Annotated in this window: 23 protein-coding genes; 3 read left to right on the top strand and 20 right to left on the bottom strand. The window is 68.3% G+C overall.

Going from position 1 to position 26945, the window contains the following annotated elements:
- Positions 1 to 52 precede the first annotated feature (52 nt).
- Both PBT88_RS04520 and PBT88_RS04515 read right to left on the bottom strand, forming a co-directional pair.
- A complete protein-coding gene (locus tag PBT88_RS04520; protein ID WP_270078032.1) occupies positions 53 to 1216 on the bottom strand; it encodes a deoxyguanosinetriphosphate triphosphohydrolase in 1164 nt (387 codons plus the stop codon).
- On the bottom strand, positions 1213 to 3246 hold the full coding sequence (locus tag PBT88_RS04515; protein ID WP_270078031.1) for an SPOR domain-containing protein: 2034 nt from the start codon (positions 3244 to 3246) through the stop codon (positions 1213 to 1215). The genes PBT88_RS04520 and PBT88_RS04515 overlap by 4 nt, the downstream gene beginning before the upstream one ends.
- Before the next feature lie 160 nt (positions 3247 to 3406).
- On the opposite strand from PBT88_RS04515, the gene PBT88_RS04510 reads away from it, so the two are divergent.
- Together PBT88_RS04510 and PBT88_RS04505 are read left to right on the top strand one after the other, a co-directional pair.
- A complete protein-coding gene (locus tag PBT88_RS04510; RefSeq protein WP_270078030.1) occupies positions 3407 to 4171 on the top strand; it encodes a hypothetical protein in 765 nt (254 codons plus the stop codon).
- 120 nt (positions 4172 to 4291) lie between these two features.
- Positions 4292 to 5575: a methyl-accepting chemotaxis protein gene (locus tag PBT88_RS04505; RefSeq protein ID WP_270078029.1), complete on the top strand. Its 1284-nt coding sequence runs from the start codon at positions 4292 to 4294 to the stop codon at positions 5573 to 5575.
- Between the two features lie 111 nt (positions 5576 to 5686).
- On the opposite strand, the gene ftsZ is transcribed toward PBT88_RS04505, so the two are convergent.
- The 18 genes from ftsZ to PBT88_RS04415 form a co-directional block, all read right to left on the bottom strand.
- Positions 5687 to 7105: a cell division protein FtsZ gene (gene ftsZ / locus PBT88_RS04500; RefSeq protein ID WP_270078028.1), complete on the bottom strand. Its 1419-nt coding sequence runs from the start codon at positions 7103 to 7105 to the stop codon at positions 5687 to 5689.
- A 119-nt stretch (positions 7106 to 7224) separates the two neighbouring features.
- On the bottom strand, positions 7225 to 8487 hold the full coding sequence (gene ftsA, locus PBT88_RS04495) for a cell division protein FtsA (RefSeq protein WP_270078027.1): 1263 nt from the start codon (positions 8485 to 8487) through the stop codon (positions 7225 to 7227).
- Positions 8488 to 8491: 4 nt separating this feature from the next.
- Complete coding sequence (locus PBT88_RS04490; protein WP_270078026.1) at positions 8492 to 9442, bottom strand: cell division protein FtsQ/DivIB; 951 nt, start codon at positions 9440 to 9442, stop codon at positions 8492 to 8494.
- Positions 9443 to 9444: 2 nt separating this feature from the next.
- Positions 9445 to 10386, bottom strand: a complete 942-nt coding sequence (locus tag PBT88_RS04485; RefSeq protein WP_270078025.1) for a D-alanine--D-alanine ligase — start codon at positions 10384 to 10386, stop codon at positions 9445 to 9447.
- Positions 10387 to 10549: 163 nt separating this feature from the next.
- The gene (murB, locus tag PBT88_RS04480) at positions 10550 to 11452 is read right to left on the bottom strand and encodes a UDP-N-acetylmuramate dehydrogenase (protein WP_270078024.1); all 903 of its coding nucleotides are present in this window, start codon (positions 11450 to 11452) and stop codon (positions 10550 to 10552) included.
- A 157-nt stretch (positions 11453 to 11609) separates the two neighbouring features.
- Entirely contained in the window at positions 11610 to 13037 is a 1428-nt protein-coding gene (murC, locus tag PBT88_RS04475; RefSeq protein ID WP_270078023.1) for a UDP-N-acetylmuramate--L-alanine ligase, read from the bottom strand.
- Positions 13034 to 14182 carry an undecaprenyldiphospho-muramoylpentapeptide beta-N-acetylglucosaminyltransferase gene (gene murG, locus PBT88_RS04470; protein WP_407696515.1) on the bottom strand — a complete coding sequence of 383 codons (1149 nt, stop codon included), beginning with the start codon at positions 14180 to 14182 and terminating at the stop codon, positions 13034 to 13036. Before murG ends, murC begins: the two co-directional genes overlap by 4 nt.
- Positions 14164 to 15375 carry a peptidoglycan glycosyltransferase FtsW gene (locus PBT88_RS04465; protein ID WP_270078022.1) on the bottom strand — a complete coding sequence of 404 codons (1212 nt, stop codon included), beginning with the start codon at positions 15373 to 15375 and terminating at the stop codon, positions 14164 to 14166. The genes murG and PBT88_RS04465 overlap by 19 nt, the downstream gene beginning before the upstream one ends.
- Entirely contained in the window at positions 15372 to 16838 is a 1467-nt protein-coding gene (gene murD, locus PBT88_RS04460; RefSeq protein WP_270078021.1) for a UDP-N-acetylmuramoyl-L-alanine--D-glutamate ligase, read from the bottom strand. Before murD ends, PBT88_RS04465 begins: the two co-directional genes overlap by 4 nt.
- Entirely contained in the window at positions 16835 to 17905 is a 1071-nt protein-coding gene (mraY, locus tag PBT88_RS04455; RefSeq protein ID WP_270078020.1) for a phospho-N-acetylmuramoyl-pentapeptide-transferase, read from the bottom strand. The genes murD and mraY overlap by 4 nt, the downstream gene beginning before the upstream one ends.
- Entirely contained in the window at positions 17906 to 19279 is a 1374-nt protein-coding gene (locus PBT88_RS04450) for a UDP-N-acetylmuramoyl-tripeptide--D-alanyl-D-alanine ligase (RefSeq protein WP_270078019.1), read from the bottom strand.
- A 127-nt stretch (positions 19280 to 19406) separates the two neighbouring features.
- A complete protein-coding gene (locus tag PBT88_RS04445; protein ID WP_270078018.1) occupies positions 19407 to 20864 on the bottom strand; it encodes a UDP-N-acetylmuramoyl-L-alanyl-D-glutamate--2,6-diaminopimelate ligase in 1458 nt (485 codons plus the stop codon).
- Between the two features lies 1 nt (position 20865).
- The gene (locus PBT88_RS04440) at positions 20866 to 22536 is read right to left on the bottom strand and encodes a peptidoglycan D,D-transpeptidase FtsI family protein (protein WP_270079175.1); all 1671 of its coding nucleotides are present in this window, start codon (positions 22534 to 22536) and stop codon (positions 20866 to 20868) included.
- An 83-nt stretch (positions 22537 to 22619) separates the two neighbouring features.
- Entirely contained in the window at positions 22620 to 23153 is a 534-nt protein-coding gene (locus tag PBT88_RS04435; RefSeq protein ID WP_270078017.1) for a hypothetical protein, read from the bottom strand.
- On the bottom strand, positions 23153 to 24121 hold the full coding sequence (gene rsmH / locus PBT88_RS04430) for a 16S rRNA (cytosine(1402)-N(4))-methyltransferase RsmH (protein WP_270078016.1): 969 nt from the start codon (positions 24119 to 24121) through the stop codon (positions 23153 to 23155). The genes PBT88_RS04435 and rsmH overlap by 1 nt, the downstream gene beginning before the upstream one ends.
- Positions 24118 to 24624, bottom strand: coding sequence for a division/cell wall cluster transcriptional repressor MraZ (locus tag PBT88_RS04425; protein ID WP_270078015.1), 507 nt, complete (start codon positions 24622 to 24624; stop codon positions 24118 to 24120). Before PBT88_RS04425 ends, rsmH begins: the two co-directional genes overlap by 4 nt.
- A gap of 339 nt (positions 24625 to 24963) precedes the next feature.
- Positions 24964 to 25371 carry a hypothetical protein gene (locus PBT88_RS04420; protein WP_270078014.1) on the bottom strand — a complete coding sequence of 136 codons (408 nt, stop codon included), beginning with the start codon at positions 25369 to 25371 and terminating at the stop codon, positions 24964 to 24966.
- Positions 25368 to 26366 carry a cysteine synthase A gene (locus PBT88_RS04415; protein WP_407696514.1) on the bottom strand — a complete coding sequence of 333 codons (999 nt, stop codon included), beginning with the start codon at positions 26364 to 26366 and terminating at the stop codon, positions 25368 to 25370. The genes PBT88_RS04420 and PBT88_RS04415 overlap by 4 nt, the downstream gene beginning before the upstream one ends.
- A 170-nt stretch (positions 26367 to 26536) precedes the next feature.
- On the opposite strand from PBT88_RS04415, the gene PBT88_RS04410 reads away from it, so the two are divergent.
- The gene (locus tag PBT88_RS04410; RefSeq protein ID WP_270078012.1) at positions 26537 to 26941 is read left to right on the top strand and encodes a hypothetical protein; all 405 of its coding nucleotides are present in this window, start codon (positions 26537 to 26539) and stop codon (positions 26939 to 26941) included.
- Positions 26942 to 26945 lie beyond the last annotated feature (4 nt).

The raw sequence follows: 26945 nt of genomic DNA, 5'->3' as shown, positions 1-26945 counted from the left end.
ATCGCCCATCACCTCAAGCGAAACGTGGCATCCGGGCGCGTCTCGCCGGTTGTCAGAACCCCTCCGGCATCGCCACCGGCCCGACCACCTCGCGGTGACGGGCGATGGCGTAGCGATCGGTCATGCCGGCGATGAAATCGGCGATGTGGCGGGTGCGATCCGGTTCATGGTCCGGCAGCGTGGCGCGCCATTCCTCGGGTAGCAGCGCCGGCTCCGCCACATAGGCCTCGAACAGCCGTGCCAGCAGCGCCCTCGCCGCTTGCGCCACCTCCAACTGGGAGGGGCTGTGGTAGAGCGTGGCATACATGAAGCGCTTGAGCGCGCGTTCGTCGGCGGCCATCGCCGCCGAGAAGCCGGCAAGTTGGCGGCCCGCCGCGCGCACGTCCGCCACCGTCTCCACACCGCTCTCCGCGATCCGGCGCCGGCTCTCCTCGATCACGTCGTTGACCATCACGCCGATCTGATCGCGCACCAGTTCGCGGCGCAGGCGATCGGGCTGGATGCAATCCGGATGCCGCGCCGTCACCGCCCGCCAGCGATCCGCGACCAGCGGCACAGTACACAGCGCCTCGAGATCGAGCAGGCCGGCACGCAGGCCATCGTCGATGTCGTGATTGTCATAGGCGATATCGTCGGCGATCGCGGCGACCTGCGCCTCCAGGCTCGGCCAACTGCCGAGTTCGAGCGGGAACGCCGCATCGGCTTCCGCCAGCGCCCAGCCCGGATGGCGAACCGGGCCATTATGCTTGGCCAGCCCCTCCAGCATGTCCCAGGTCAGGTTGAGCCCGTCCCAGCGCGGATAGGGGCTTTCCAGCCGGGTCAGGATGCGCAGCGTATGGGCGTTGTGATCGAAGCCGCCGGCCGCCATCGTCGCCGCCTTCAGCGCGTCCTCGCCGGCGTGCCCGAACGGCGGATGGCCGATGTCATGGGCGAGGCACAGCGCCTCGGTTAGATCCTCGTCCAGCCCCAGCGCGCGTGCGATCGTGCGGCCGATCTGCGCGACCTCCAGGCTATGGGTCAGCCGGACCCGGAAGTGATCGCCATCGGGTGCGACGAACACCTGCGTCTTGTGGCGCAGCCGGCGGAACGCGATCGCGTGGATGATCCGGTCGCGATCGCGCTGGAAGGCGTTGCGGGGGCCCCGCGTCTCGCCGCCGGCCTCTTCGTGGAGCCGCCCACGGCTGGCCGCCGGATCGGCGGCATAAAGCGCGATCATGGGGCGGTGTCGATCTTCTCGACCTTCTGCCCCTTGCCGCTCTTGAAAGTGAAGCCGGAAAGCCCCTTGGCCGCCATCTTGTTGACGAAGGCCTGTGCCTCGTCCTCGGTCTTGAACGGGCCGACGAGCAGGCGATTGGTCGCCCTGAGCGGCGTCGTCAAAGGCTTATGGTCCTTCATCAGAACCGGCGCCTTCTTCTTCACGTCCGCCCACGCCTTGTCCATGTCGTCCTTGTTGGCGCCCCCGGCGACCTGCACATAGATGCGCTCGGCGGCCGATTTGTCGGACCCGGGCTTGTCGGATTTGGACGATTTCGCTGTCCGGCCGGCGCTGCTGCCGTCGTCGGCATCAGCATCGGCCTTCTTGCCCTTGGCCACGACGTCCTTGCCATCCTTGCCGCCCTTGCCCTTCCGAGCCTTGGCCGGTGCTGCATCGGCGTCGTCGGTAGATACGGGCTTTTCGCAGCGCACCGAAGCCTTGGCCGCCTTGGCCTTGGCCTTCGCCCTGCTGCGCGAATGGGATTTCGGCACGGGGGCGCAATCCTCGTCCGGCGTCCTGGTCGTCCCCTTCTTCGCCTTCGCGTCGGTATCGGTGTCGTCGTCCGCGTCGGCCTTGGCATGGACCCGGGCCTTGGTCTTCACCGCATCGTCGTCGTCATGATCGATGGCGGCGATCCTAGACTTGGCGGCGACCGATCCCTTCATCTTGCCGTCGATCGCATCATCGTCAGCCGCTGCAACGGTTCGGCCATGGACCACCGGCGTACCCACCGTCTTCACGGGCGCAGGCAAAGGTCGTGCCGCGCGCGTACCGCTCTTCGTGGCGGCATCGTGCGGCAGATCATAATGGCCCTGCACGGCCGGCGTCGGCAATGCGACGACCGGGGCCGCGACCGGGGCGGCCTCCAAGGGGGGCACGGGCGCGGCCTGCGCGATCTGCGGGCCGGTGGGCACCCCGGTCGCATGGGCCGGTGCCTGGTCGGCCGTCTGGGCCGGCGTCAGAGCGATACCTGCCAGCGGCGCGGCGGGCGTCGTGGTGGCAGACGTCGTGGCGGCAGGCGTCGTGGTGGCGGGCGTGGCCGGTATCGGCGCGGAGGATGCTGTCACGGTGCGGCGCGGCTGCGGCTTGGCCACAGCCGCAGGCACCGGTGTGCGCTTCAGCGGGGCGAGATCGCTGCTCGGGGCGCTGGTCGGCGCGGACGCATAGGTGGCCGGCGTGTCCACGCTCGCCACCTGGGTCGGCGTGTAGGTGGTGCCCGTCGCCGGCATCTCGCCGAAATGGACGGCGCGCGCCTTGTCGGCCGGCGACAGCGTCGCGAGGCGGACCAGGAAGGGTTGCAGCATCGCCGCCTGCTGCGGCAGCATGATGCGGGTGATGTCACCGGCGCCCTTGGCGTCGCCGTTCATCGCCAGCACGAAGGTCTGCGCGCGCCAGCCGGCGATGTCGCGCTTGCGGATCAGCGGATCGAGCGTGGCGATCGCCCCGGCCTTGTTGCCGGATATCCCCTGCGACAGCGCGAGCCGGCGGCGCACGGCTTCGTCTTCGGGATGCACGGCGAGCACCGTCTGATAATCCCGCTGGGCGAGGCTCTGCTGGCCGGTCAGATCATAAGCGAGGCCCCGGTCTTCCGCGATATCGACATCGGGCACGCCCAGCCGGCTGGCATCGGCGAACAGGCGCAGCGCATCCTGCGGCTTTTCCAGCTGGACGAGGGCGGACCCCAGCCCGGCCTTGATCGCACCGTCACGCGGCGCGATTTCCTGCGCGCGGCCGAAGAAACCGACCGCGGCATTGGGATCGCCCAGTGCCAGCGCATTGTGGCCGGCGACCGTCAGCGCCGACAGATTGGCGGGCTCGGTGGCGAGCGTGCGCAGCGCCTGCGCCAGCAATTCGGCCGGATCATCGCTCTTCGGCAGCGACTGGACGACGGCACCGGCCGGCAACTGGGCCAGCGCGGCGGGCGCGACGGAGAGTAGCAGGGCGAAGATCGGCAGCCGGCGCAACAGACCGGGCGGGGGGAAGGTCGGCATGGTGCAAGGCTTTGGGCGAGGATGCGGGCGGGCGCAAGAGGCGTCGCGCCCCGCCACGCCGGACCACCGACGGTGAGCGCCGAAGCGTCGGCCGGATGGTTAAGCACATCTTTACCTCTTCGCCCGACAATGCCCGTCCAGAATGAAGGACGAGACGGTTATGACGGGATTCGCGCGCAGCCAGCCGCAACGGCGACGCCAATGGACGTTGGTGGCGGGGCTGCTGCTGTCGTCCTGCTCGCACCACCACCCGGTCGCGGTCGAGACGGCGCCGGCAACCGTCCTTGCGCCGAAACCCCAGCTGGCTGCCAATCTCACCGCCATCGTCCCCCCGGCGACGACGGCGGACGGCCATTATCGAACGATCAACTACGGCATCGATCCGATCCAGACCGAATGGCATGTCCGCGCCGCGCTCAACGTCGCGGCGATCGGCTGCCGCAGCGCCGCCGACGGCGCGCTGGTCGCGGCCTATAACGCGATGCTGAGCCGCCAGAAGACCGTGCTCGCCGCCGCCAACACCTCCGTCGAAGCACGCTTCCGCAAGGCCGGCGGCAACTGGCAAAGCGCACACGACGCCTACATGACCCGGCTCTATAATTTCTTCTCGCAACCGGCGGCCAAGCCCGGTTTCTGCGCCGTCGCCGACGAGATCGGTCCACAGGCGGCCGCGGTTCCGACCGGCGAGTTCGCAACCTTCGCGGCAACCGCCCTGCCCAAGCTGGAAGCGCCGTTCCTCGATACCTATCGACAGGTCGACGACTATAAGGTCGCGCTGGCCCGGTGGAACGCCGGCGACAAGACCGAGCTCGCTGCCGCAAGGCCGACTGGAGCCGCACCGGCCGCACCGCAACTCGCTTATGCGGACATGCGTGCGGTCATCGCATGGCAGGCCGGCGACGGGGTGCGTGTCGCCAGTCGCTGATTTTTGGGCATTTTCACGAAACTGTAAAGAAAACCCAAGATGCCGTTTACCATTGGCGTCCTAGAGGAAGGCCCAGTTACTGCGTTACGTGATTGAGGCCCCTTGTCCCTGGTTCTTCCCATGCCGAGCGTCGAACAACTCTGTAAGCCCGGCAGCATGGATCTCGCGATCCATATCGGCGCTTCCGCTGCGGATGCGATCACGCTGTTCCAGCGCAACCCGGATCTGCGCCTGTTGCCGGTGCTCACCGACACGGGCGCGCCGGTCGGTGCGATCTTCGAGGAGGACGTCCGCCAGATCCTCTTCAATCCTTATGGGCACGCCCTGCTCCGCAATCCGAGCTTCGGGCGGACGCTGATCGAGCGGGTCCGGCCCTGCCCCACGGTCGACAGCCGGCAGGATCTCGGCGCTCTGCTCGCCGTTTATGCCCAGGCCGGCGGCCAGGAGGGCATGATCGTCACCCGCAACGGACGCTATGTCGGGCTGATCGAAAATCGCGCGCTGGTCGCTGCGGCGGGCGCCTATGAACTCGATCGCATCCATCGCCGGGAACAGGATCTCGATCGGCTGCGGGAAGCCGGAATGGCCTTCGAAGTCGATATCGACCGGCTTGCCTCCGGCCTGACCAGCGTGGCCGACGATCTCGGTCATACCGCGACGGCGACGGCCAAGCGCGGCGAAGCGACCGAGCAGCGCGCCAGTCTCGTTGCCGCCGCCGCGCTGCAGACCAGTTCCGTGATGCGCATGGTGGCGACGAGCAGCGGCGATCTCGCCTCGGCCCTCGACGTGCTGCACGGCGAGGCGATCCAGGCCAAGACCGCCGCGCAGGAGGCGGTGGCGTTGGTCACGGTCAGCGCCCGGCGCGCCGATGCCCTCTATCAGTCGACCAACTCGATCGAGACCATCACCGGCCTGATCGACGCGCTCGCTTCCAAGGTGAACATGCTCGCGATCAACGCCACGATCGAGGCCGCGCGGGCGGGCGAATCCGGGCGCGGCTTCGGCATCGTCGCCAACGAGGTTCGCGGCCTCGCCAGCCAGACCCGCGAAGCCGCCGTCGAAATCGCCCGGCACGCGATCGACGTGCGCACCGCCGTCGCCGAGGTCGTGGCCGGCAATGACGGCATCGAGCGCGTGATCAGCGGCGTCGAACGCATCTCCCTGACCGTCGAGACGACGGTGCAGGCCCAGCGTGCGATGACCATCGAGATTGCGGAGGGCGCCGATCAGGCCGCCACCAGCAGCCAGGAAATCCAGTCCAACGCCGGGGCCATCCACCAGACCGCGAGGCTGGCGGCGGCCGGTGCCAGCGAGATGGAGCGCACCGCGCAATCGCTCACGACATCGTCCGAGGGCCTGATGAAGCGCGTCCTCGCCTTTCTGGACGATGTGCGGGCCGCCTGAGGCAATCCCGCCGTACCGACATAAAGAGGCCCCGAAACCTCCTGGGTTTCAGGGCCTCTCCATCTGTTGTCAAAGCGATACCGATCGGCGCGTTTACGCCTTTCGGCGCTCTTACTGGTTGTTCTGCCGGTTGAGGAAACCGGGAAGATCCAGCGCATCCTTGCGGCTGGCCGGCTGATCCTCGTCGACCTGCGCCTTCTGGGCGCCGCGCGCGATCGAAGACATCCGCTCGAACAGCGTGCCGCCGCCATCGCGCTGCGCGGCAGGCGCGGCGCGGTTGGCACGCGGCAACGGTGCCGGGCCAGCATCGATCGAGGTCGCCTGCGGCGGCAGCGGGTTCGGAGACACTGGCGGGGTCAGGATGGTATCGCTGCCGAGGATCAGCTCGTCACTGTCATCCTCCGAAACGGGCGCCTCGGCGGAGTCCTCCGCAGCCGGGGCCTCCGGTGCGCGCGTGATCGCCTGCGGCGTCACCGGGGGTGCGACCGGCGCGGGCGCCGCTTCCGAACGCGGCTTGGCGGCCGGGAAGCTGAACACCTTGGCCGGCTCCGCCTGCGCGCCTTCGACGGCCTCGATGCCGGTCGCGACGACCGAGACGCGGATCTTGCCGTCGAGATCATTGTTGAACGCCGAACCCCAGATGATGTTGGCGTCGGCGTCGACCAGCTCGCGGATATGATTGGCGGCCTCGTCGACCTCCATCAGGCGCATATCCTCGCCGCCGGTGATCGAGACGATCACGCCCTTGGCGCCCTTCATGCTGACGCCGTCGAGCAGCGGGTTGGCGATCGCCTTCTCGGCCGCCTCGATGGCGCGATTGTCGCCCGATGCCTCGCCGGTGCCCATCATCGCCTTGCCCATCTCGCCCATCACCGAGCGGACGTCGGCGAAATCGAGGTTGATGAGGCCCGGCATCACCATCAGGTCGGTGATCCCGCGGACGCCCTGCTGGAGCACCTCGTCCGCCATGACGAACGCTTCCTTGAAGGTGGTGTTCGGGTTGGCGATCAGAAACAGATTCTGGTTGGGGATGACGATCAGCGTATCGACATGCTTCTGAAGCTCCTCGATGCCGGCCTCGGCCGAACGCATCCGGCGCGCACCCTCGAAGCTGAACGGCTTGGTGACGACGCCGACCGTCAGGATGCCGCGATCGCGCGCCGCCTTGGCGATGACCGGCGCCGCACCGGTGCCGGTGCCGCCGCCCATGCCCGCCGCGATGAAGCACATATGCGCGCCGTCGAGCGCCTTCTCGACCTGCTCGAGCGTCTCTTCCGCTGCCGCGCGGCCGATTTCCGGGCGCGATCCGGCGCCGAGCCCCTGGGTGATCCGCAGGCCGAGCTGGATGCGGCGTTCGGCCGGCGAATGGTTGAGCGCCTGCGCGTCCGTGTTGGCGACGAGGAAATCGACGCCCTGCACCTCGGCGGCGATCATGTTGGCGATGGCGTTGCCGCCCGCGCCGCCGACGCCGATCACGCTGATGCGGGGCCGCAGCTCATCGACCTCAGGCCGCACGAATTCGATGCTCATCCCTCAACTCCTTGTGGCCCCCGGCGCGGGCGATGCCAGCCCTAGCGTGATTCTGCCAAATCCGTGACCCGGAAGCACGTGAAAAACCTAATAATCCACATGTTTTTGCGTTCGGCCGGTCAATATCCGCTCCGGAACGCCGCAATCAGCCGGTGAACGAGGCCTGTCGGAGACGATCGCGGCGTGTCCAGCCGACCGGGATCGCTGCCGCGCAGGTCCACCGGGTTCGATGCGGCATAGAGGGCGAGGCCCGCCATGGTCGCAAACGCTGGCCCGGCATGCGCCTCCGGCAAGGCCAGCAGCCCACGCGGGCGGCCGATCCGCACCGCCCGGCCGAGCACGCCCTGGATATAGTCGGCAATGCCCTTCAGCTCGGCGCCGCCGCCGGTCAGCACCACCTGCCGCCCGACTGGCCCGGCAAAGCCGAGTTGCTTGAGCGCGGCCGCAATCTCGCCGGAGAGGATGTCGAGCCGCTGGCGGATGACCGAGATCAGCTGCGCGCGCGTGATCCGCTGCGCCTCGGTGCCTTCCTCCAGCCCCGCCATCGGCGCGACGTCGATCATGTCATGATTGTCGCGCGGGCTGGTCGTCGCCGAACCGTAGAAGCATTTGATCCGCTCCGCCTGCGAGCGGCGCGTGCCGAACGCGGAGGCGATGTCGTCGGTGATGTCCTGCCCGCCATAGGGGATCGCGGCCAAGCCGACGAGCATCCCGCCGGCGAACAGCGAGACGTTGGTCACCCCTGCCCCGAGTTCGACCAGCGCGACGCCCAGCTCGCGCTCCTCGTCGCTGAGACAGGCCAGCCCGGTCGCGATCGGCGAGGCGACGATCGCCTTCACCGCCAGATGCGCCGAGCGCACCGACAGATCGAGATTGCGCACCGGCGACGAATCCGCCGCGACGACATGGATGTCGACGCCGAGCTTGTCGGCATGGAGACCGAGCGGCTTCTTGACCCCGCGCACATCGTCCAGCGTGTAGAGCGTCGGCTGCGCGTGGAGCACCATGCGCCCCTCGGGATCGATCGAGTTGCGTCCGGCATCGAGCAGATCGTCGATATCGCTCTGCTCGATACGGTGGCCACCGAGCTCGACCTCGACCGAGGCGACACGGCTGACGAGCCCGCCCGCCGAGAAGCCCGCCCACACATCCTCGATGTTGACGCCGGCGATGCGCTCGGCCTGCTCCACCGCCTCGCGGATCGCCACCTCGGTGCGCTCCATGTCGGCGACATAGCCGCGGCGCACGCCCCGGCTCTCGCGCTGGCCGGTGCCGAGCACGTTGAGTTCACCGCTCTCGGTCTTCTCCGCGATCAGCGCGCAGACCTTGGACGAACCAATATCCAGCGCGGTGATCAGCTTGTCGGAACGCCCCTGCGCCATCGGGTCAGACGGCGTCCTGCCCGGCCGGGGTCGGCGGGGTGGCGGGCTTGTCGGTGGGATCGGCGATCTCATGGCCGGGTTCGGCGGTGACGCGCACCACGAACTTGCCGGGAATCCGCATGTCGAAATGGACGAAGCTCTTGCCGAGCAGGCTGGCCGCCTGGTCCATGCGATCGAACTTGGCGTAGGCGGCCTTCGCGGCCTCCTCGCCTTCGGGCAGCGCCAGCGTCTCGCCGGAATTGAAACGCACGTCCCAGCGGCGATCGCCGATCCAGGTCGCGCCCGCAAACATCGGCTTCAGGCGCGGCGCGGCATCGAGCAGCTGGGTGAGCGCGGTCGCCTGGGTGTTGGCATCCGGCCCGACGACGATCGGGAGCTCCGGCATCGCCTGCGGATCGACCGGCTGGAGGATCACGCCATCCTTGTCGATCAGGTTGAGCTTGCCCTGATATTGCCAGATCGCGGCGGGCTGGCGCTCGACGATATCGACCAGCAGGGTATCGGGCAGGCGGCGCGAGACGCGGGCATCCTGCACCCAGCCGAAGGCGAGCAGCTTGTTGCGGATTTCGCCGAGATCGACCAGCGGCATGGCGGTCGATTTCTGGTCGAGCGCGACCGAATAGACCGGCAGCCGGTCCATGTGATGGATGCCCTGAATTTCGACGCGCTTCACCGAGAAGCCGGCGAGGCCGACCAGTTCGCCGATCTGGGTGCCGATCATCTGCGGCACGCGCAGCACGAGCAGGCCGATGATCAGCAGCAGCGCCATCACCACCGCGAACAGCCTGCGGCCGAACTGGCGGAGCGTATCGGCCTGCATCGGCAAGGTCGCCAGCGCGCGGCCGGTGACCTTCTTGGCGCGCGCGTTCGCCGCCTGCGCGCCACGCCGCGCGACGGCCGGCCCCCGCTGGTAGCGGGGCTGAGCCCCTCGCCTGATCCGCGCCCGTTCGGTCACGCCTATTCCCCCTTCAGCGCTTCATCGATAAGGCGCTGGACCAACGCTTCATAGCTCATCCCGATATATTTCGCCTGCTCGGGCACCAGACTCAGCGGCGTCATGCCGGGCTGGGTGTTGACCTCGAGCAGATAAAGCCCGTCCACGCCCCGCTCGTCATCCCAGCGGAAGTCCGAGCGCGAGCAGCCCTTGCAGCCGAGCAGGCGGTGCGCCGCCTCCGACATCCGCATCGCGGCGGCGGCCACGTCCTCGGGGATGTCCGCCGGGCAGACATGGGTGGTGATGCCGTCGGTATATTTATGGTCGTAATCGTAGAAGCCGCTGTCGATCTTGAGCTCGGTGACGGCGAGCGCCTGGCCGTCCTCCGGCCCGCCGATCACGGCCACGGTCAGTTCCTTGCCGCGGATGAAGGGCTCGGCGAGCAGTTGCTCGAAATGCTTCCACGGGCCTTCGCTGTCGCGGCCGATCGGGTTGCCCATATTGCCGCCATCGGTGACGATCGCGACGCCGACCGAGCTGCCCTCGTTGACCGGCTTGAGCACATAGGGGCGCGGCAGCGGATCGCCGGCATAGAGGCTCTCGCTGGCGACGACCTTGCCCGCCGGCATCCGGATGCCATGGGGGACGAGCGCCTGCTTGGTCAGTTCCTTGTCGATCGCGATCACCGAGGTGGCGAGGCCGCTATGGGTGTAGGGCAGCCCGATGATATCGAGCAGGCCCTGCACCGAGCCGTCCTCTCCGGGCGTGCCGTGGAGCGCATTGAACACCACGTCCGGCGCCGCGAGGGCAAGCTTGGCGGCGACGTCCCGATCCATGTCGATCGCGACGACGCGATGGCCGAGCGTGTCGAGCGCGGCGGCGACGCCCCGGCCCGAGGTCAACGACACCTCGCGCTCGGCCGACCAGCCGCCCATCAGCACCGCGACGTGGAGGGGTTTCACCATCACATCCTCCCCTGCAAGGGGAGGTGGCGCGCCGAAGGCGTGACGGAGGGGTGGCAGCGCTCGTGGCGGGCGCTGGGCGTGACGAGAGGGCGACACCTCTCCGCCACCGCGCTACGCGCGGCGGTCCCCCTCCCCTTCCAGGGGAGGATGATCGATGCCCCGCTCACTTTGCCACACCCACGCGTTGAATCTCCCATTCCAGTTCGATGCCGCTGTGCGCCTTCACGCGGCGGCGGACCTCCTCGCCCAACGCTTCGATGTCGGCGGAGGTCGCAGACCCGAGATTGAGCAGGAAGTTGGTATGCTTTTCGGAGACCTGCGCGCCGCCGACGGTCAGGCCCCGGCAGCCGGCTGCATCGACCAGCGCCCAGGCCTTGTGGCCGTCCGGATTCTTGAAGGTCGATCCACCGGTCTTCGAGCGCAGCGGCTGCGACGCCTCGCGCTCGGCGGCGATGCGGTCCATCTCCGCGCCAATCGCGGCGGGTTCGCCGGGCTGGCCCCGGAAGGTCGCCGAGACGACGATCGCGCCTTCGGGCAGTTCGCTGTGCCGATAGCTGTAACCGAGATCGGCCGGCACCAGCGTCCGCCGCTCGCCCGATCGCAGCACAACGTCGCACGCGACGAGGATGTCCTTCACCTCGCGGCCATAAGCGCCGCCATTCATGCGGACGAAGCCGCCGACCGCGCCCGGAATCGAGCGCAGGAACTCGATGCCGGCAATCCCCGCATCGCGTGCCGTCGAGGATACCAGGATGCCGCTCGCCCCGCCGCCGCACCGCAGCGTCGTCGCATCGAGCCGCTCGACCCTGGCGAACGCCTTGCCGAGCCGCACCACCACGCCCGGCACACCGCCGTCGCGCACGATCATGTTCGAGCCGAGCCCCAGCCCCATGACCGCCGTCGCCGGATCGAGGCTCGCCAGAAAATCGCAGAGATCATCGATGTCGGCCGGCTCGAACAGCCATTCCGCCGCCCCGCCCGCCTTGAACCAGACGAGCGGCGCCAGCGGCGCGTCTGTGGTCAGACGACCGCGCACGGCAGGAAGGGCCAGCGCCTGCGCGCTCATGTCACTCCGCCCTGAAAGACAATGCCCCGAAAAACACTGCCCACCAATAAATCGTTCGCACTGAGCCTGTCGAAGTGCATGCCCCAAGCGATTCCGCCTGCGGCACGTCCTTCGACTTCGCTCAGGACGAACGGGGTATATGGGGCAAGCGAGGGTGTCACTCGGCCGCTTCCGTCACCTGTGCGCGCTCCGCCTCGATCGCGGTGGCGAGGCCGGCCGCCCATTTGGTGATGTCGCCCGCACCGAGGCAGATCACCATGTCGCCGGCCTTGAGCACGCCCGCCAGCTCCTTCGCCAGCGCGTCGGCACCCGCGACCTCGGCGGCCGAGCGATGGCCGCGCATGCGCAGGCCCGCGACCAGCGCAGCGGCGTCGACACCCTCGATCGGCTGCTCGCCCGCCGCATAGACGGGGGCGACATAGACCATGTCGGCATCGTTGAAGGCGCTCTGGAACTCCTCCATCAGATCGCGCAGGCGGGTGAAACGATGCGGTTGGACGACCGCGATCACCCGGCCCTCGGCACCCTCGCGGGCGGCCGACAGCACGGCGCGGATCTCGACCGGGTGGTGGCCATAATCGTCGATGATCGTCGCGCCGCCCGTTTCGCCGACCTTGGTGAAGCGCCGCTTGACCCCGCCGAACTTGGAGAAGCCGGTCTTGATGATCGCATCGGACACGCCGAGTTCCAGCGCCACACCGATCGCGGCGAGCGCGTTGGAGACGTTGTGGCGGCCCGGCATCGGCAGTTCGATGCCCTCGATCGAGCGGACGGTGCCGTCGCGATGGCGGATGATCGTCTCGAACCGGTTGCCGCCGGGGATCGGCGTGACGTTGACGCCGCGCACGTCGGCCTGCGCCGAGAAGCCATAGGTGACGACGCGGCGGTCGCGCACGCGCGGGATGATCTTCTGCACCTCGGGATGATCGAGGCAGAGCAGAGCCGCGCCGTAGAAGGGCACGTTCTCGACGAACTCGACGAACGCGTCCTTGACCGCATCGAACGAGCCATAATGGTCGAGATGCTCGGGATCGATGTTGGTGACGATCGCATAGGTGCCGTCGAGGCGGAGGAAGCTGCCGTCGCTCTCGTCGGCCTCGACCACCATCCAGTCGGAGGCGCCGAGCCGCGCGTTGGAGCCGTAGCTGTTGATGATGCCGCCGTTGATCACGGTCGGATCGACCCCGCCCGCGTCGAGCAGCGCGGCGACCATCGAGGTCGTCGTGGTCTTGCCATGCGTGCCCGCCACCGCGACGGTGGACTTCAGGCGCATCAGTTCGGCCAGCATCTCGGCGCGGCGGACGACGGGGATGCGCTGCTCCAGCGCCAGCTCGACCTCGGGATTGCCGCGCTTGATCGCGGTCGAGGTGACGACCACCGCCGCATCGCCGAGATTGGCGGCGTCATGGCCGATCATCACCTTGATCCCGCGCTGGCGCAGGCCTTCGATCACATAGCCCTCGGCGACGTCCGAGCCCTGCACGGTGTAACCCAGATTGTGCATCACCTCGGCGATGCCGGACATGCCGATGCCGCCGATGCCGATGAAATGGATGGTGCCGATGTCGGTGGCGACGCCCTTCACGCGATGACTTCCTTGAATGCTGGGGCCGGCCCGACGGGGGCCGGGGTGGGTCCGGCGAGGCTCTCGACCAGATCGGCGAGCGCCTGCGTGGCTTGGGGGTAGCCGGCGTCGCGGGCGCGATGCGCGGCATTTTCGAGCGCGCCGGGTTCGAGCGCCATCTTCTGCATCTGCTTGGCGAGCTGCTGTGGCGTGAACCGGCTCTGCGGGATCGAGGCGGCGCCACCCGTCGCCGCCATCTCGCGCGCATTGGCGGTCTGGTGGTCGTCCATCGCGGTCGGCAGCGGCACGAGGATGGCGGGGCGGCCGGCGGCGGTGAGCTCGGCGATGGTCGACGCGCCCGAACGGCCGACGAACAAATGGCTCCAGCCCAGCCGCTCGGGCAGGTCGCCCAGATAGGTGGCGAGATCGGCCGGGATATCGAGCTCGGCGTAGCGGGCGCGGACCTTCTCGATATCCTCGGGCCGGCACTGCTGAGTGACCTGGAGGCGCTGACGCAACGAGACCGGCAGCAGGCCGAGCGCATCGGGCACCACGGTCGACAGCACCGAGGCGCCCTGCGATCCGCCGGTGATGAGCAGGCGGAAGATGCCATCCTCGGTCAGCGGCGGGTAAGGCTGGTCGCGCAGCGCGAGAATTTCGGCGCGTACCGGATTGCCGACGATCACCGGCACGATCTTCGCGGGCACGCGATCGACCCGATGATAGGCCGTCGCCAGCACCTTCACGAAGCGCGCCAACAGCCGGTTGACCCGACCAAGCACCGCATTCTGCTCGTGCAGCCCGGTCGGCACCTTCTCGGAGAGCGCTGCGAGCAAGGTTGGCAATGCCGGATAACCGCCGAAGCCGATCGCCGCCGCCGGCTCATATTGCCGGATCAGCGCCTTCGCCGCCTTCCGTCCCGCCCAGATGCCCTTGGCCGCGCCGATCCAGCCCAGCACGCCGCCGCCCAGTCGGCCGGCCGGCAGGACATGGACGTCGACGCCCTTGAAGATGCCGGGAATGCGCGCGCCGCGATCGTCCGTCACCAGCACGACCTTGTGGCCGCGCGCGATCAGCTCCTCGGCCAGCGCGTGCGCGGGGATCATATGCCCACCGGTGCCACCGGCGGCGAGAAGGAAGAGCCGTTTCACCGGGCCTTGTTCCATGTCACGACATAAGGGGATCGCGTCAGATACGGGTTCCGGCGCGTGAACGCCAGCAGCAGACCGAACCCCATCGACAAGGCGATCATCGACGAGCCGCCATAGGAGATGAACGGCAGCGTCATGCCCTTGGACGGTGCCAGTTGCAGGTTCACCGCCATGTTGATGATCGCCTGCGCACCGAATTGCGTCGCGAGCCCGGCGGCGGCGAGCAGGATGAAGCTATCCTCCTCGTCCAGCAGCTTGACGAACACCCGCACCATGATCGCGGCGTAGATCGCGGCGATCGCGATGCAGGCGATCAGGCCGAACTCCTCGCCGATCACCGAGAAGATATAGTCGGTATGCGGCTCGGGCAGCTTGAACTTCATCGTGCCCGCCCCCGGCCCGGTGCCGAAGAAGCCGCCATGCAGCAGCGTCCGCCGCGCGCTGTCCACCTGATAGGTGTCGCCCGACTGGAACAGGAAATTGTCGATGCGCAGATGCGCGACCGGATAGAAGAGATAGGCGAGCACCACCACCGCGACGCCGATCCCGGCCAGCATCGCCAGCCCCTTCATCGGCGCGCCGGACAGAGTGAGCAGCGCCGTCCACATCAGCAGGAACATCACGGTCTGGCCGAAATCGGGCTGTTTCATCAGGCAGGCGGCGATCAGCCCGGTGACGACCAGGCTGATCGGCACCACCGGCAGCGAGCGATCATGCTGCTTCAGCGAGAACAGCCACGCCATCGCCACCACATAGAGCGGCTTGAGGAATTCGGACGGCTGGATCTGCGCCGGCCCCGCGCCCAGCCAGCGTCGTGCGCCATTGACCTGGTGGCCGACGATCGGTGTCACCATCAGCGCCACGACGAACACCGCCGCGCCGACAAGGCACAGGCGCCGCGCGGTCGCCTTGGGCAGCATCGAGGTGACGAACATCACCGGGATGCCGATGCTCAGCCACAGGCACTGGCGGTAGAAATAATAAAGCGGCGGGAATTGCACCGCCCCGTCCGAATAGCGAACGCCCGCCGCAGGGGACGCCGCGGCGACCGCGATCAGGCCGATGCCGATCAGCACCGTCACCAGTGCGAGCAGGACGAGATCGATCTCCCAGAACCAGCGACCGAGCGCCGTTCGATCCGAACGACCGAGGCGTGGCGGCTTGCCCCGGCGGAAGCGGCCGCGATGCGAAACGGCGTCCATCTTCATGCCCCCGTCCCCAGCATCGCCACCGCCGCACGAAACGCATCGCCCCGCGCCTCATAATCGCGAAACTGATCGTAGGAGGCGCAGGCGGGTGAGAGCAACACCGTCTCGCCGGGCCGGGCCACCTGTGCGGCAGCCTTCACCGCGGCATCGAGCGTGCCGAGGTTGCGTGCGTAGATACCGGATTCCAACAGGATGCGTTCGAACAGTTCGGCCGCCTCGCCGATCGTATAGGCCGCGACGACATGGCCGTAGTAGGGCTTGCAGGCGTCCAGATCGTCGGTCTTGCGCTTGCCGCCCAAGATCCAGTGGATCTTCGGATAGGCGCCGAGCGCTGGCGCGGTGGAGGTCGCGTTGGTCGCCTTGCTGTCGTTGACGTAGAGCACCCCGGCGAGCTCGGCGATCCGCTCCATGCGGTGCGGCAGGCCGGGATAGGTGCGCAGCCCCTGCTCGATCGCGGCGTCGTCGATGCCGAGCAGGCGGCAGGCGGCGCGCGCGATCGCGACGTTCTGGGCGTTGTGCGGGCCTTGCAGCGCGGGCCATGCCGACTGGTCGGTGACGTCACCGGCGGAGACCGCGACCACCGTCGGGCCGGCTGGAATCGGCGGCATGCCGAGCGGCGCGCCGAGCAGGCCGTCCATCGCCAAAGGGGGCAGCACCGCGCGCGAAAGATGTACGGCGAGCGCGCGGGTCGGCTCGTCGTCGGTGGCGATCACGGCGGACTGGCCGGGCCGCTGCATCGCGAACAGGCGAGCCTTCGACGCGGCATAGCCGGTGAAGCCGTCATAGCGATCGAGATGGTCCGGCGTGATGTTGGTCAGCACGCTCACATCGGCGGCAAGGCTGTGGGTCAGATCGATCTGGAAGCTCGACAATTCCAGCACGTAGACGCCACCGGCCGGCAACGGCTCCTGCCCGAGGATGGGCAGCCCGATATTGCCGCCCAGCGTCGTCGGCACGCCCGCCGTCTGGAGGATATGGTGGATCAGCGCGGTGACGGTCGATTTGCCGTTGGTGCCGGTGATCGCGACGACCTTGTGATCGGGCAGCGAAGCCCGCGCCTGCGCGAACAGCTCGATGTCGCCGATGATCGGCACGCCGGCCTCCCGCCCGCGCGACGCGATCGGGTGGGTGTTGAGCGGCACGCCCGGCGAGACGACGATGCCGTCGAAGCCGGTGAGGTCGATCAGCATGGGATCGCCCCAGCTGAAGCCCTCTCCCTTGGGGGAGAGGGTTGGGTGAGGGTGGTCCGCGCCGATGGCTGGGACGCTCGCCTGCGGCTCGCTCCCCCTCACCCCGACCCTCTCCCCGCTGGGGAGAGGGAGCGCGTTGCGCTTCGCCTCGTCGCTGTCCCAAGCCGTGACCTGAGCGCCGCTCGCCACCAGCGCACGCACGGTCGCGAGGCCGGAGCGCGCCAGCCCCAGCACCGCATAGCGCTTGCCGACGAAGGCGGCCGACGTGATCACCGCAGCTTCAGGGTGGCGAGGCCCGCCAGCGCGAGGATGAAGGCGACGATCCAGAAGCGGATCACCACCGTCGGCTCGGACCAGCCGATCTGCTCGAAATGATGGTGGATCGGCGCCATCTTGAAGACGCGCTTGCCGGTGCGCTTGTAGAAGAACACCTGGATGATCACGCTCATCGCCTCGACCACGAACAGGCCGCCGACGATGCCCAGCACGATCTCATGGTGCGAGACGACCGCGATCGTGCCGAGCGCGCCGCCCAACGCAAGGCTGCCGGTATCGCCCATGAACACGGCGGCCGGCGGGGCGTTGAACCACAGGAAGGCCAGCCCCGCGCCGATGATCGCCGCGCAGATGATGGTCAGATCGCCCGCGCCGGGAATATGCGGAATGCCGAGATAGGTCGCGAACTTCACGTTGCCGACCAGATAGGTGATCACGAAAAAGGCGAGGCAGGCGATGATCACCGGCATCGTCGCCAAGCCATCCAGCCCGTCGGTGAGGTTCACCGCATTGCCGAAGGCGACGATGGTGAAGGCCGCGAAGGGCACGTAGAACCAGCCGAGATCGATCACCGGCCCGTTATAGAAGGGCAGATAGAGGTGAGTGTTGCCATAGGTGACGATCAGCCAGCTCGCGATGCCCGCGATCAGGAACTCGAAGGCCAGCCGCACCTTGCCGGAGACGCCCTTGTGGCTGCGCTTCTTGACCTTGTCGTAATCGTCCATGAAGCCGATCGCGCCGAAACCGAGCGTCACGAACAGCACCGCCCAGGTGTAGCGGTTCGACAGGTCCATCCACAGCAGCATCGAGACGACGAGGCTGGTCAGGATCATCAGCCCGCCCATCGTCGGCGTGCCGCGCTTGGCGAGATGGGTCTGCGGGCCGTCGAGCCGGATCGGCTGGCCCTTGCCCTGCCGCACGCGCAGCCAGCCGATGAACCGCGGCCCGATGATCAGGCCGAGGAACAGCGCCGTGAACGCCGCCGCCCCCGCCCGGAAGGTGATGTACCGGATCAGGTTGAGGGCATGGGGAAAGCCGAGATAGTCGGCGAGCAGATACAGCATTTAGGCGAACTCTCCCGCCAGCGCCTGGACGACGCGGGCGAGCCCTATGGCGTTGGAACCCTTGACGAGCACCGCGTCGCCGGGGCGGAGCATCTGCTCCAGCAGCCCCTGCGCGGTCGCGGCGTCGGGCACATGCTCGACTTGGGCATGGCCCGCAAGCGATTCCGCCAGCGGCGCCATCCCTTCACCGACGAGGATGACCGGCCCGGCGCCCGCATCGATCAGCGGCTGGGCGAGCGCGCGATGATAGCCGGCCGATCCCTCGCCCAGTTCGCGCATCTCGCCGAGCAGCGCGATCCGGCGCGTCGCTTTCTCCTGCCCCAGTTCGCGGATGGTCGCGGCCATCGAGGCCGGGTTGGCATTGTAGCTTTCGTCGATCAGCAGCGCCTCGCCATCGGCAAGACGGATCGCGCGGCGCGCGCCGCGGCCGGGCAGACCCGCCATCTCGGCCAGCGCGAGGCCAGCGGCAGCGAGGTCGCCTCCCGCCGCTTCCACCGCCGCCAGCACGGCGAGCGCGTTGGATACCCAATGCTCGCCGGGCAACCCGATGGTGAAGGTCAGCTGGCCGGCGGGCAGCGTCGCGTTGACCAGCGTGCCGGCGATACCGCGCACCGCCTCATTCGCCCGCACGTCCGCCCCCTTGTTGCGCCCGAAGGTCAGGATATGGGCGGCATGGGGTTCGGCCGCAGCGATCAGCCGATCACGATGCGGACTGTCATAGGGAATGATCGCGGTGCCACCGGGTTCGAGACCCCGGAAAATCTCGCCCTTGGCGTCCGCAATCGCCTCCTCGCCGGAGAAGAACGCCGAATGGGCCGGCGCGATCGCCGTCACCAGCGCGACATGCGGGCGGACCAGCCGGGTCAGCGCATCCAGTTCGCCGGCGTGGTTCATCCCCATCTCGAACACGCCGAAGCGCGTCTCCGCCGGCATTCGCGACAGGCTGAGCGGCACGCCGACATGGTTGTTGTAGCTCTTCACCGAACGATGCGCCTTGCCCGGCACGGCGCGATCGAGCGCGGCGAACAGCGCCTCCTTGGTGCCGGTCTTGCCGACCGATCCGGTGACGCCGATGATCCTCGCCCCGGTGCGGGCCCGCGACGCCGCGCCCAGCGCGTTGAGCGCGGCGGTGGTATCCGCGACGAGAATATGCGGCCCCTCGACCGGCATCGACACGATCGCGCCCGCCGCGCCCTGCCGGAATGCCTGCGCGACGAAGCGATGCCCGTCGGTGCTCTCGCCGGTCAGCGCGACGAACAGGTCGCCGGGGCCGACCTCACGCGAATCATAGGCGACGCCCGAGACCGGAAAGTCGGCCGAGGCGGTGCCGCCGACGGCGGCGGCGATCTCGGCGGAGGTCCACAAGGCCTTCATGCGCTGCACCCTGCGGCACGTCCTTCGACAGGCTCAGGACGAGCGGTGATGGTGTTGCACGCCAATCTTTCTCCGTTCGTCCTGAGCGAAGTCGAAGGACGTGCTCCAAGCGAAGCGCTTGCCACAATCATGCCGCCACCTCGCGCGCCACCTGCACGTCGTCGAACGGAAGCAGCATGTCGCCGACGATCTGGCCGATCTCGTGGCCCTTGCCTGCGACCAGCACGACGTCGCCCTCGCCTGCCTGCGCGATGGCGGCGGCGATCGCGGCACGGCGATCGCCAATCTCGGTGGCGCCCGGTGCGGCGGCCATGATCGCGGCGCGGATCGTCGCCGGATCCTCGGTGCGGGGATTGTCGTCGGTGACGATCGCGATGTCGGCCAGCTTGGCCGCGATCGCGCCCATTTCGGGCCGCTTGCCGGCATCCCGATCGCCACCGGCGCCGAACACGACGATCAGCCGCTCTTGCGCATGGGGTTTCAGCGCCTCGATCGCCGCCTGGAGGCCATCGGGCGTGTGCGCATAGTCGACATAGACCGGCGCCCCCTTGGCGGTGATCACCGCCCGCTCCAGCCGTCCACGCACCGGCTGGAGCCGCGACAGGCCACCCAGCACATCGGCGAGGCTGACGCCCGTCGCCAGCGCGAAGCCGGCCGCGACCAGCGCGTTGGCGGCCTGATAGGCACCGATCAGCGGCAGGTTGACCTTGTGGACCTTGCCCCCGAAATCCTGCCCGGCCTCGATCGTCAGCGTCTGGCCGAGCTGGGTCGGCGTGCGCTCGATCAGCTTGAGCGTCTCGCCCCGGCCGCCCACGGTGATCAGCTTCAGCCCCCGTTCGCGCGCAATCTCGATCACCCGCGACGAGGCCGCGTCGTCCGCCCACACCACCGCCGCGCCGTCTCGGTCGACCACTTCGCTGAACAGCCGCAGCTTGGCCTCGAGATAGGCCTCCATCGTGCCGTGGTAATCGAGATGGTCGCGGCTGAGATTGGTGAAGGCGACGACCTTGACCGGCAGCCCCTCGGTGCGGAACTGGGCGAGGCCGTGGCTGGACGCCTCGAAGGCGGCGTGGGTGACGCCTTCCCTGCGCAGGCCCGCCATGTTGGACAGGAAGGTCACGATATCGGGGGTGGTCAGCCCGGTCGACACCTGCTGGGCGCGGCCCTCGCCATCCGTCGTGGTGACGCCCAGCGTGCCGATCGACGCCGCGCGCAGGCCCTGCATGTGCCAGAGCTGGCGCACCATCTCCACCGTCGAGGTCTTGCCGTTGGTGCCGGTGACGGCCACCACCGTCTTCGGGAAGGGCGCGTAGAATTTCGCCGCGATCCGCGCGAAGGCCCGGCGGGGTTCGGCATCGGCGATATGGACCACGCCCGCCGGCACATTCGCTTCGGGTCGGGCGACGATCGCGATCGCCCCCGCCGCCACCGCGCCGTCGATGAAATCCTCGCCGTTGCGCGCCCATCCCATGAAGGCGCCGAAGACCGTGCCGGGCGCGACCTTGCGATGGTCGATCGCACAGCCCGTCACCGTTGCGCCAGCCGCCTCGCCCGCGCTTTCGCCGATCAAAGCACCCAGTTTCATCTCATTCCTTATCCTGCTTGGCCGCCGCGGCACCGGTGAGCTGCGCCTTCTTAGCTACATCCGGGCGCCAGATCAGCGGAAGAAGATCGCTCTCGTCGACATCGTGCCGCTCGTCGGGGATGACCCCCAGCAACGGCCCGATCCGCGACACCGCACGCCCGATGGCGGGGCCTACCACCCAGGCCGCGGTGGTGAAGCCGAAGGTGTCGGCGGTCGCGTGCGGGCCGTCGAGCGTCATCATGATCATGTATTTCGGGTCGTCCATCGGGAACACGCCCGCGAAGGTCGAAACGTTGAGCTTCTTGTTGTAACCGCCATTCTGCGCCTTTTCGGCCGTGCCGGTCTTGCCGCCCAAACGGAAACCGGGAACGTCCGCCTTCCGGCCGGTGCCCCCCGCCGCCGGCATCACGACGATGCGGAGCAGCTGCCGCATCCGCGCGCTCGTCGCTTCTGAGATCACGCGGTGGCCGGCAGGCACGGGATTGTCCGGGCCGCGCTTGAGCAATGTCGCGGGATGATAGACGCCGCCATTCACCAGCGCCGAATAGGCGATGGCGAGGTTCAGCGGCGTTACCGCGAGGCCGTGGCCATAAGCGACCGTCATCACCGTCGTGCGGCCCCAATAGACCGGCCACAGCGGCCGCGCCTTGGCCTTCAGCTCCACCTCCGGAGCCTGCCCGAAACCGAGCCGATGAAACATGTCCATCTCGCGTTGCTGGCCGAGTTCGTCGGCGATCCGCGCGGTGACGATGTTGGACGATTTCACGAACATTTCGGGGATGTCGAGCCAGCGCCCCGCCGGCTCGTCGTCGTGGATCTTGAAGCGCCCGACCTGGAGCGGCGCAGTCGCATCATATTTCTGCGCCATCGACTTGATGACCCCGCTCTGGATCGCGTTGGCGAGCGTGATCGCCTTGAAGGTCGACCCCAGTTCATAGACCGACTGGGTGGTGTTGTTGCGCAGGTTGTCGATCGGCGTGCCGCCCGGGTCGTTCGGGTTGAAGGTCGGCAGCGACGCCATCGCGATGACCTCGCCGGTGCGCACGTCCATGACGATGCCCGAACCCGCCGCCGCGGTGAACTTGTCCTTCGCAGCACCGAGCTCCTGCTCCAGCGCAGCCTGGACGCGCGCGTCGATCGAGAGTTCCACCGGCGTGCCGCGCTTGGCGGGATCGAGCAGGCGATCATTCAGCACGCGTTCCATGCCAAACACGCCGCGCCCGTCGATATCGGTCCAGCCGAGCACATGGGCCGCAAGCGAGGTCTGCGGGTAGAGCCGCTCCGGCTCCTGCGCCAGCGCGATGCCGGGTTCGCCGATCGCATTGACCTGCGCGACTAGCTCGGGCGTCGCCCGCCGGCGCAGATAGATGAAATTCTTGTTGGACCGGAGCATCGCGAAATAGTCGGCGACACTATGCTCGGGCATCAGCGCGTTCAGCTTCTGGGCGACGTCCATCGGATCGTTGACCAGCTTGCGCGGATGCAGGCCGATCGACCACGCCTGGATCGTGCTCGCCAGCGGGATACCGTTGCGATCGACGATATCGCCGCGCGCCGGCAGCAGGCCATCGCCGGCCGGTGTGGGTGCCGCGCCGGTCGAGAAGATCGACATGAACAGCAGGCGCAACGCGATCACGCCGACCACGCCCAGGAACAGCAGCATCACCACCATCAGGCGGAAATGCACGAGCGCCAGCGATTGCTGGCGCTTGTCCGCGAGCCGGACCCGATCGGGGCGCGCGACGGTGGCCGTGGTCACGGCCGCGGCGGCTTCCCGCCCCGGTCGAGATAGGCGACGACCTCATCGCCCGGAATCGTCAGGCTGGCACGATGCAGCACCGGCCGCTCGGTGGGCGCATCGAGATCGAGCGACACCGAATGGACCAGCCGGGTCGTCGGCACGGCCGCCGCCCGCCGATAGGCGACCTGCGCCACCGCCGGCGCGACCTGGAGGCCGGAGGCGTCGGGGGCGCCGTTCGCGCTCTGCGTCGGCATCGGGGCGGCAAGGCTGGCGAGTTGCATCTCGCCTGCCAGATACTGGTGCGCCTTGGGCGCGGTCAACGACAGCACGTCCGCGTTCCACCGCTCCAGCTGCACCAGTCGGCTCCGCGTGTTGAGCTCGGTCTGCAAGGTACGGATATCCTGCTGCGCCGTCAGCAGGCCCCGTTCCGTATCCGCCACGCGTGCGCGTTCCGCCGCGACCTGGAGCGAGACGAGATAGCAGCCGAGCGCGGCCACCGCGACGCACGCGGCTGACCCCACTGTCCTGAATCGTGTCGCGATCGTCATTAACGGGCTCCTTGGCGGGCAGATGCGGCCTCTATGGGCCAGGCGGTGGCGGCGGTGCGGCGGGCGACGCGCAGCGTCGCCGAACGGGAACGGGGATTGCGGCGCGTCTCGGCCTCGCCGGCACGGATACCGCGCGACACCGCCTCGAAACTCTGGGCATGCGCGGCGCGCGTCTGCGGGAGATGCCGCGATCCGGCCGGCATCGGCTTGCCGCGCGCGTTGAGGAAACGCTTCACCATGCGATCCTCCAGCGAGTGGAAACTGACCACTGCGAGCCGGCCGCCCGGCGCCAGCAGCGCCTCGGCCGCCGACAGCCCCTCGTCGAGCTCGTCGAGCTCCCGGTTGAGGTGGATGCGAATCCCCTGGAAGGTCCGCGTCGCCGGATCCTTGGGCATCCCCGGATGGTGGCCGACGGCGCGGCGCACGACCTCGGCGAGTTCGCCGGTGCGCGACAGCGGCCGCGCCGCGACGATCGCGCGGGCGATACGGCGCGCACGGGGTTCCTCGCCATAATGATGGAGCACATCGGCGATCGCCGCCTCGTCGGCTTCGTTGACGAAATCGGCCGCGCTCTGCCCGGCCTGCTCCATCCGCATGTCGAGCGGGCCATCGGACTGGAAGGAGAAGCCCCTGCCCGCCTGATCGAGCTGCATGGACGAGACGCCGATATCCAGCGTCACGCCGTCGACATGCGCGACACCGCGCTCGGCCAGCGCCTCGACCATGCGCGAGAAGCGCTCGGGCACCAGGATGAGGCGCCCGCCGCTATCGGCCTCCAGCGCGCGGCCGGCGGCGATCGCATCGGGATCGCGATCGAAAGCGTAGACCCGTGCCGCGCCCGCCGCGAGGAGCGCACGGGTATAGCCGCCCGCGCCGAAGGTGCCATCGACATGGGTTTCGCCGGGCTGGACGGCGAGTCCTGCCAGCACTTCTTCGAGCAGGACCGGGATGTGGGGAGCGTCACTCACAGCACGATGCCCCGCTCCTTGAGGAGGAAGGCCAGCGGCTTGCGCACGCGCGATGCCTCGGGGAGGCGCAGCATCGCGATGCGGGGATTCCAGATCTGGAAGGTCAGGCCGACGCCGACGAAGAAGGCGAGATCCTCGATCTGGCCGAACTCGCGCAGCATGGGGGAGAGCACCATGCGGCCGGCGCCGTCGAACGTGACCTTCTCGAGGCCGCCATGGGCGTCCATCGCCAATTCCTCGAGCTTGTCCATGCGCTCGGCGGCGGGGAGATCCGCGACGCTTTCGGACAGCTGGCGATCCACTTCGGCGGAGGCGACGGCGTCGAGCGACCACAGGCAGTCGCCGCTCTTGTGCTCGCCGATCTTGAGGGCGTTTTCAGGGTCCAGATTATTGGCGAGCGCGCGCTTTTCGATGAGCGCACGGAAGCTGGCCGGCACGGACACCCGCCCCTTCGCGTCCACTGCGTTCAGCGCATGGCCCTGAAAGATGTGGCCGATGTCCAAGCCTGTGCCCCGTCCAGCGGCGCCCCGCCGCCCTTCCGCAATCTCGATGACCCTCGCTCCCCGTGGGCCTCTTTGCGGACGACCGGGGAGTACCATGGGTTCGACATGGGAAACAATACCACTGGATGGGGTAGATATGGTTTCGCTGTGTATTTCTTGGGTAGAGCTTGGTCGCAAAATCGGGCCGCGGCGCACAAATCCGTGGGATTTCCCGATATGTTCCTGGGGCGAAGCTGTGGATAACTATGTGCATGACAAAATGCCGCAATCGCCCGGCAGGGCGGCGGCATGATCGATCGACGATGGCGATGTGAAGCGGCGGCCCGGAAGCCGCCCGAATCAGGGGTGCTGAGCCGGGGAATTCGGGCCGAGATTCGGCGCCGGCGGGGCCGGGATGGTGACCGGCGCGGCATCCGTCCCACCGCCGCGCGGCTCGGACGCATTTTTCTGCGAGGCCGGTGCCGGCCTGGGGGTATTCCCGCCGGGGGCGACGCCCAGTTCGGCCAGCGGTTCCTTGGGCACGTCGGGCACGACGGCACCATTATTGGCGACGACGCCATTGGCGAGCTTCGCCGAATGATCGTCCTGCCCGAGCATGTTGAAGATCGAGGCCGCGAGCAGGGTCAACAGGAAGACGGCGGCAAGCCCGGTCAGCCCGACGCGCACGCGCTGGATAGCGGCGTCGCGGTGGCGTTCCTTGGCGGGGGCGTCATCCTCGACCATGCGCGCAGGGAGCCGAGCCTTCACCCACGCTCCAGCCACGGCGGCACGGCGAGCCCCTTGGCACGCAGCCATTCCGGGTTGGAGAGGGTGGACAGATAGCGCATCCCGGAATCGCACAGGATCGTGACGATCGTCTTGCCCGGCCCGATCTGCTTCGCCAGCGCCACCGCACCGGCGACGTTGATGCCGGAGGATAGGCCGACATGCAGCCCCTGCTCGGCCAGCAGCCGATGGACCCAGCGCAGTCCGTCCTCGTCGGCGATGCGGAACTGGGCGTCGACCGGCGCGCCGTCGAGATTGGCGGTGATCCGGCTCTGGCCGATCCCCTCTGCCACCGAATGGCCCTCGGCCGCGAGTTCGCCGCACGCATAATAACTATAGAGCGAGGCGCCATAAGGATCGGTGAGCGCGACCGTGACCGCCTCGTCATGCTCCTTGAGCCCGAGACCGACCCCGGCCAGCGTGCCGCCGGTTCCGCAGGCGCAGGTGAAGCCATCGATCCGGCCGCCGGTCTGCGCCCAGATCTCCTGCGCGGTGGTGCGGATATGGGCGAGGCGATTGGCGGTGTTGTCGAACTGGTTGGACCAGAAGCCGCCCTCGGTCTCCTCGGCGATCCGGCGCGAGGTGTGAACATAATGCGCCGGGTTGGAATAAGCCGTCGGCGCGACCTCGACCAGTTCGGCGCCGAGCGCGCGCAACGTGTCCTTCTTTTCCTGGCTCTGCGTTTCGGGGATGACGATGATCGTCCGATAGCCCTTCGCATTGGCGACCAGGGCCAGGCCGATCCCGGTGTTGCCGGCCGTCCCCTCCACGATCGTGCCGCCCGGCTTGAGCAGCCCGCGCGCCTCCGCATCCTCCACGATATACAGAGCGGCGCGATCCTTCACCGATCCGCCGGGATTCATGAACTCGCACTTGGCAAGAATGTCGCATCCCGTTTCGGCCGAAGGGCCGGACAGGCGAACCAGCGGCGTGTTGCCGATGAGCGATAGCGCGTCGGGCGCGATAGCCGTTTTCATAGCGCCGGACATAGGCGGGCCGCGTCGCCGCCGCAACGCAGCTTTGCTTGGCTTTGCCCAAAAGCGACGCCCGGCCCAAAAGCAGGCCTTGACGGCGGCCCGCCCCGGTCGCGCCACAACAAGAACATGCTTGACGTTACGGAATGGGATGCGCGATCAGCAGGCCCGCTATGCGAACCCCTTCCCGCTTCCGCGCCGTTTCGGCCCTCGCCGTCGTCTCCTTCCTGGCGCTCGCCGCCTGCAAGCCCCAGGCGACCACCATCAACCAGGCCGACGGCGACGACATGAAGACCGCGCTGGCCAATGCCGCGCCGGTCACGCTGCCGCCGTCGATCTCGGCGACCAAGACGTTCCGCTGCGCCGACAATGCGGTGGTCTTCGTCGATTTCTATTCGGACAATCTGAGCGCCAGCCTGAAGACCAGCAAGGATGGCTCGCCGACCCTGCTGAAGGCACCGGCTGCCGGCCAGCCGATGGTCGCCGCCGGCGGCTTCGCGCTCGATGGCAGCGCCACCGCCAAATCGGTGAAGATCACCGTGCCCGGCAAGGCCGCCGAAAGCTGCGACGACGCCTGAGCCT

This window comes from Sphingomonas abietis (genome assembly GCF_027625475.1).
Classification (GTDB): Bacteria; Pseudomonadota; Alphaproteobacteria; order Sphingomonadales; family Sphingomonadaceae; genus Solisphingomonas; species Solisphingomonas abietis.
Note: the sequence above shows the minus strand (reverse complement) of the source record. Positions and strands in the feature narration are given on the sequence as shown.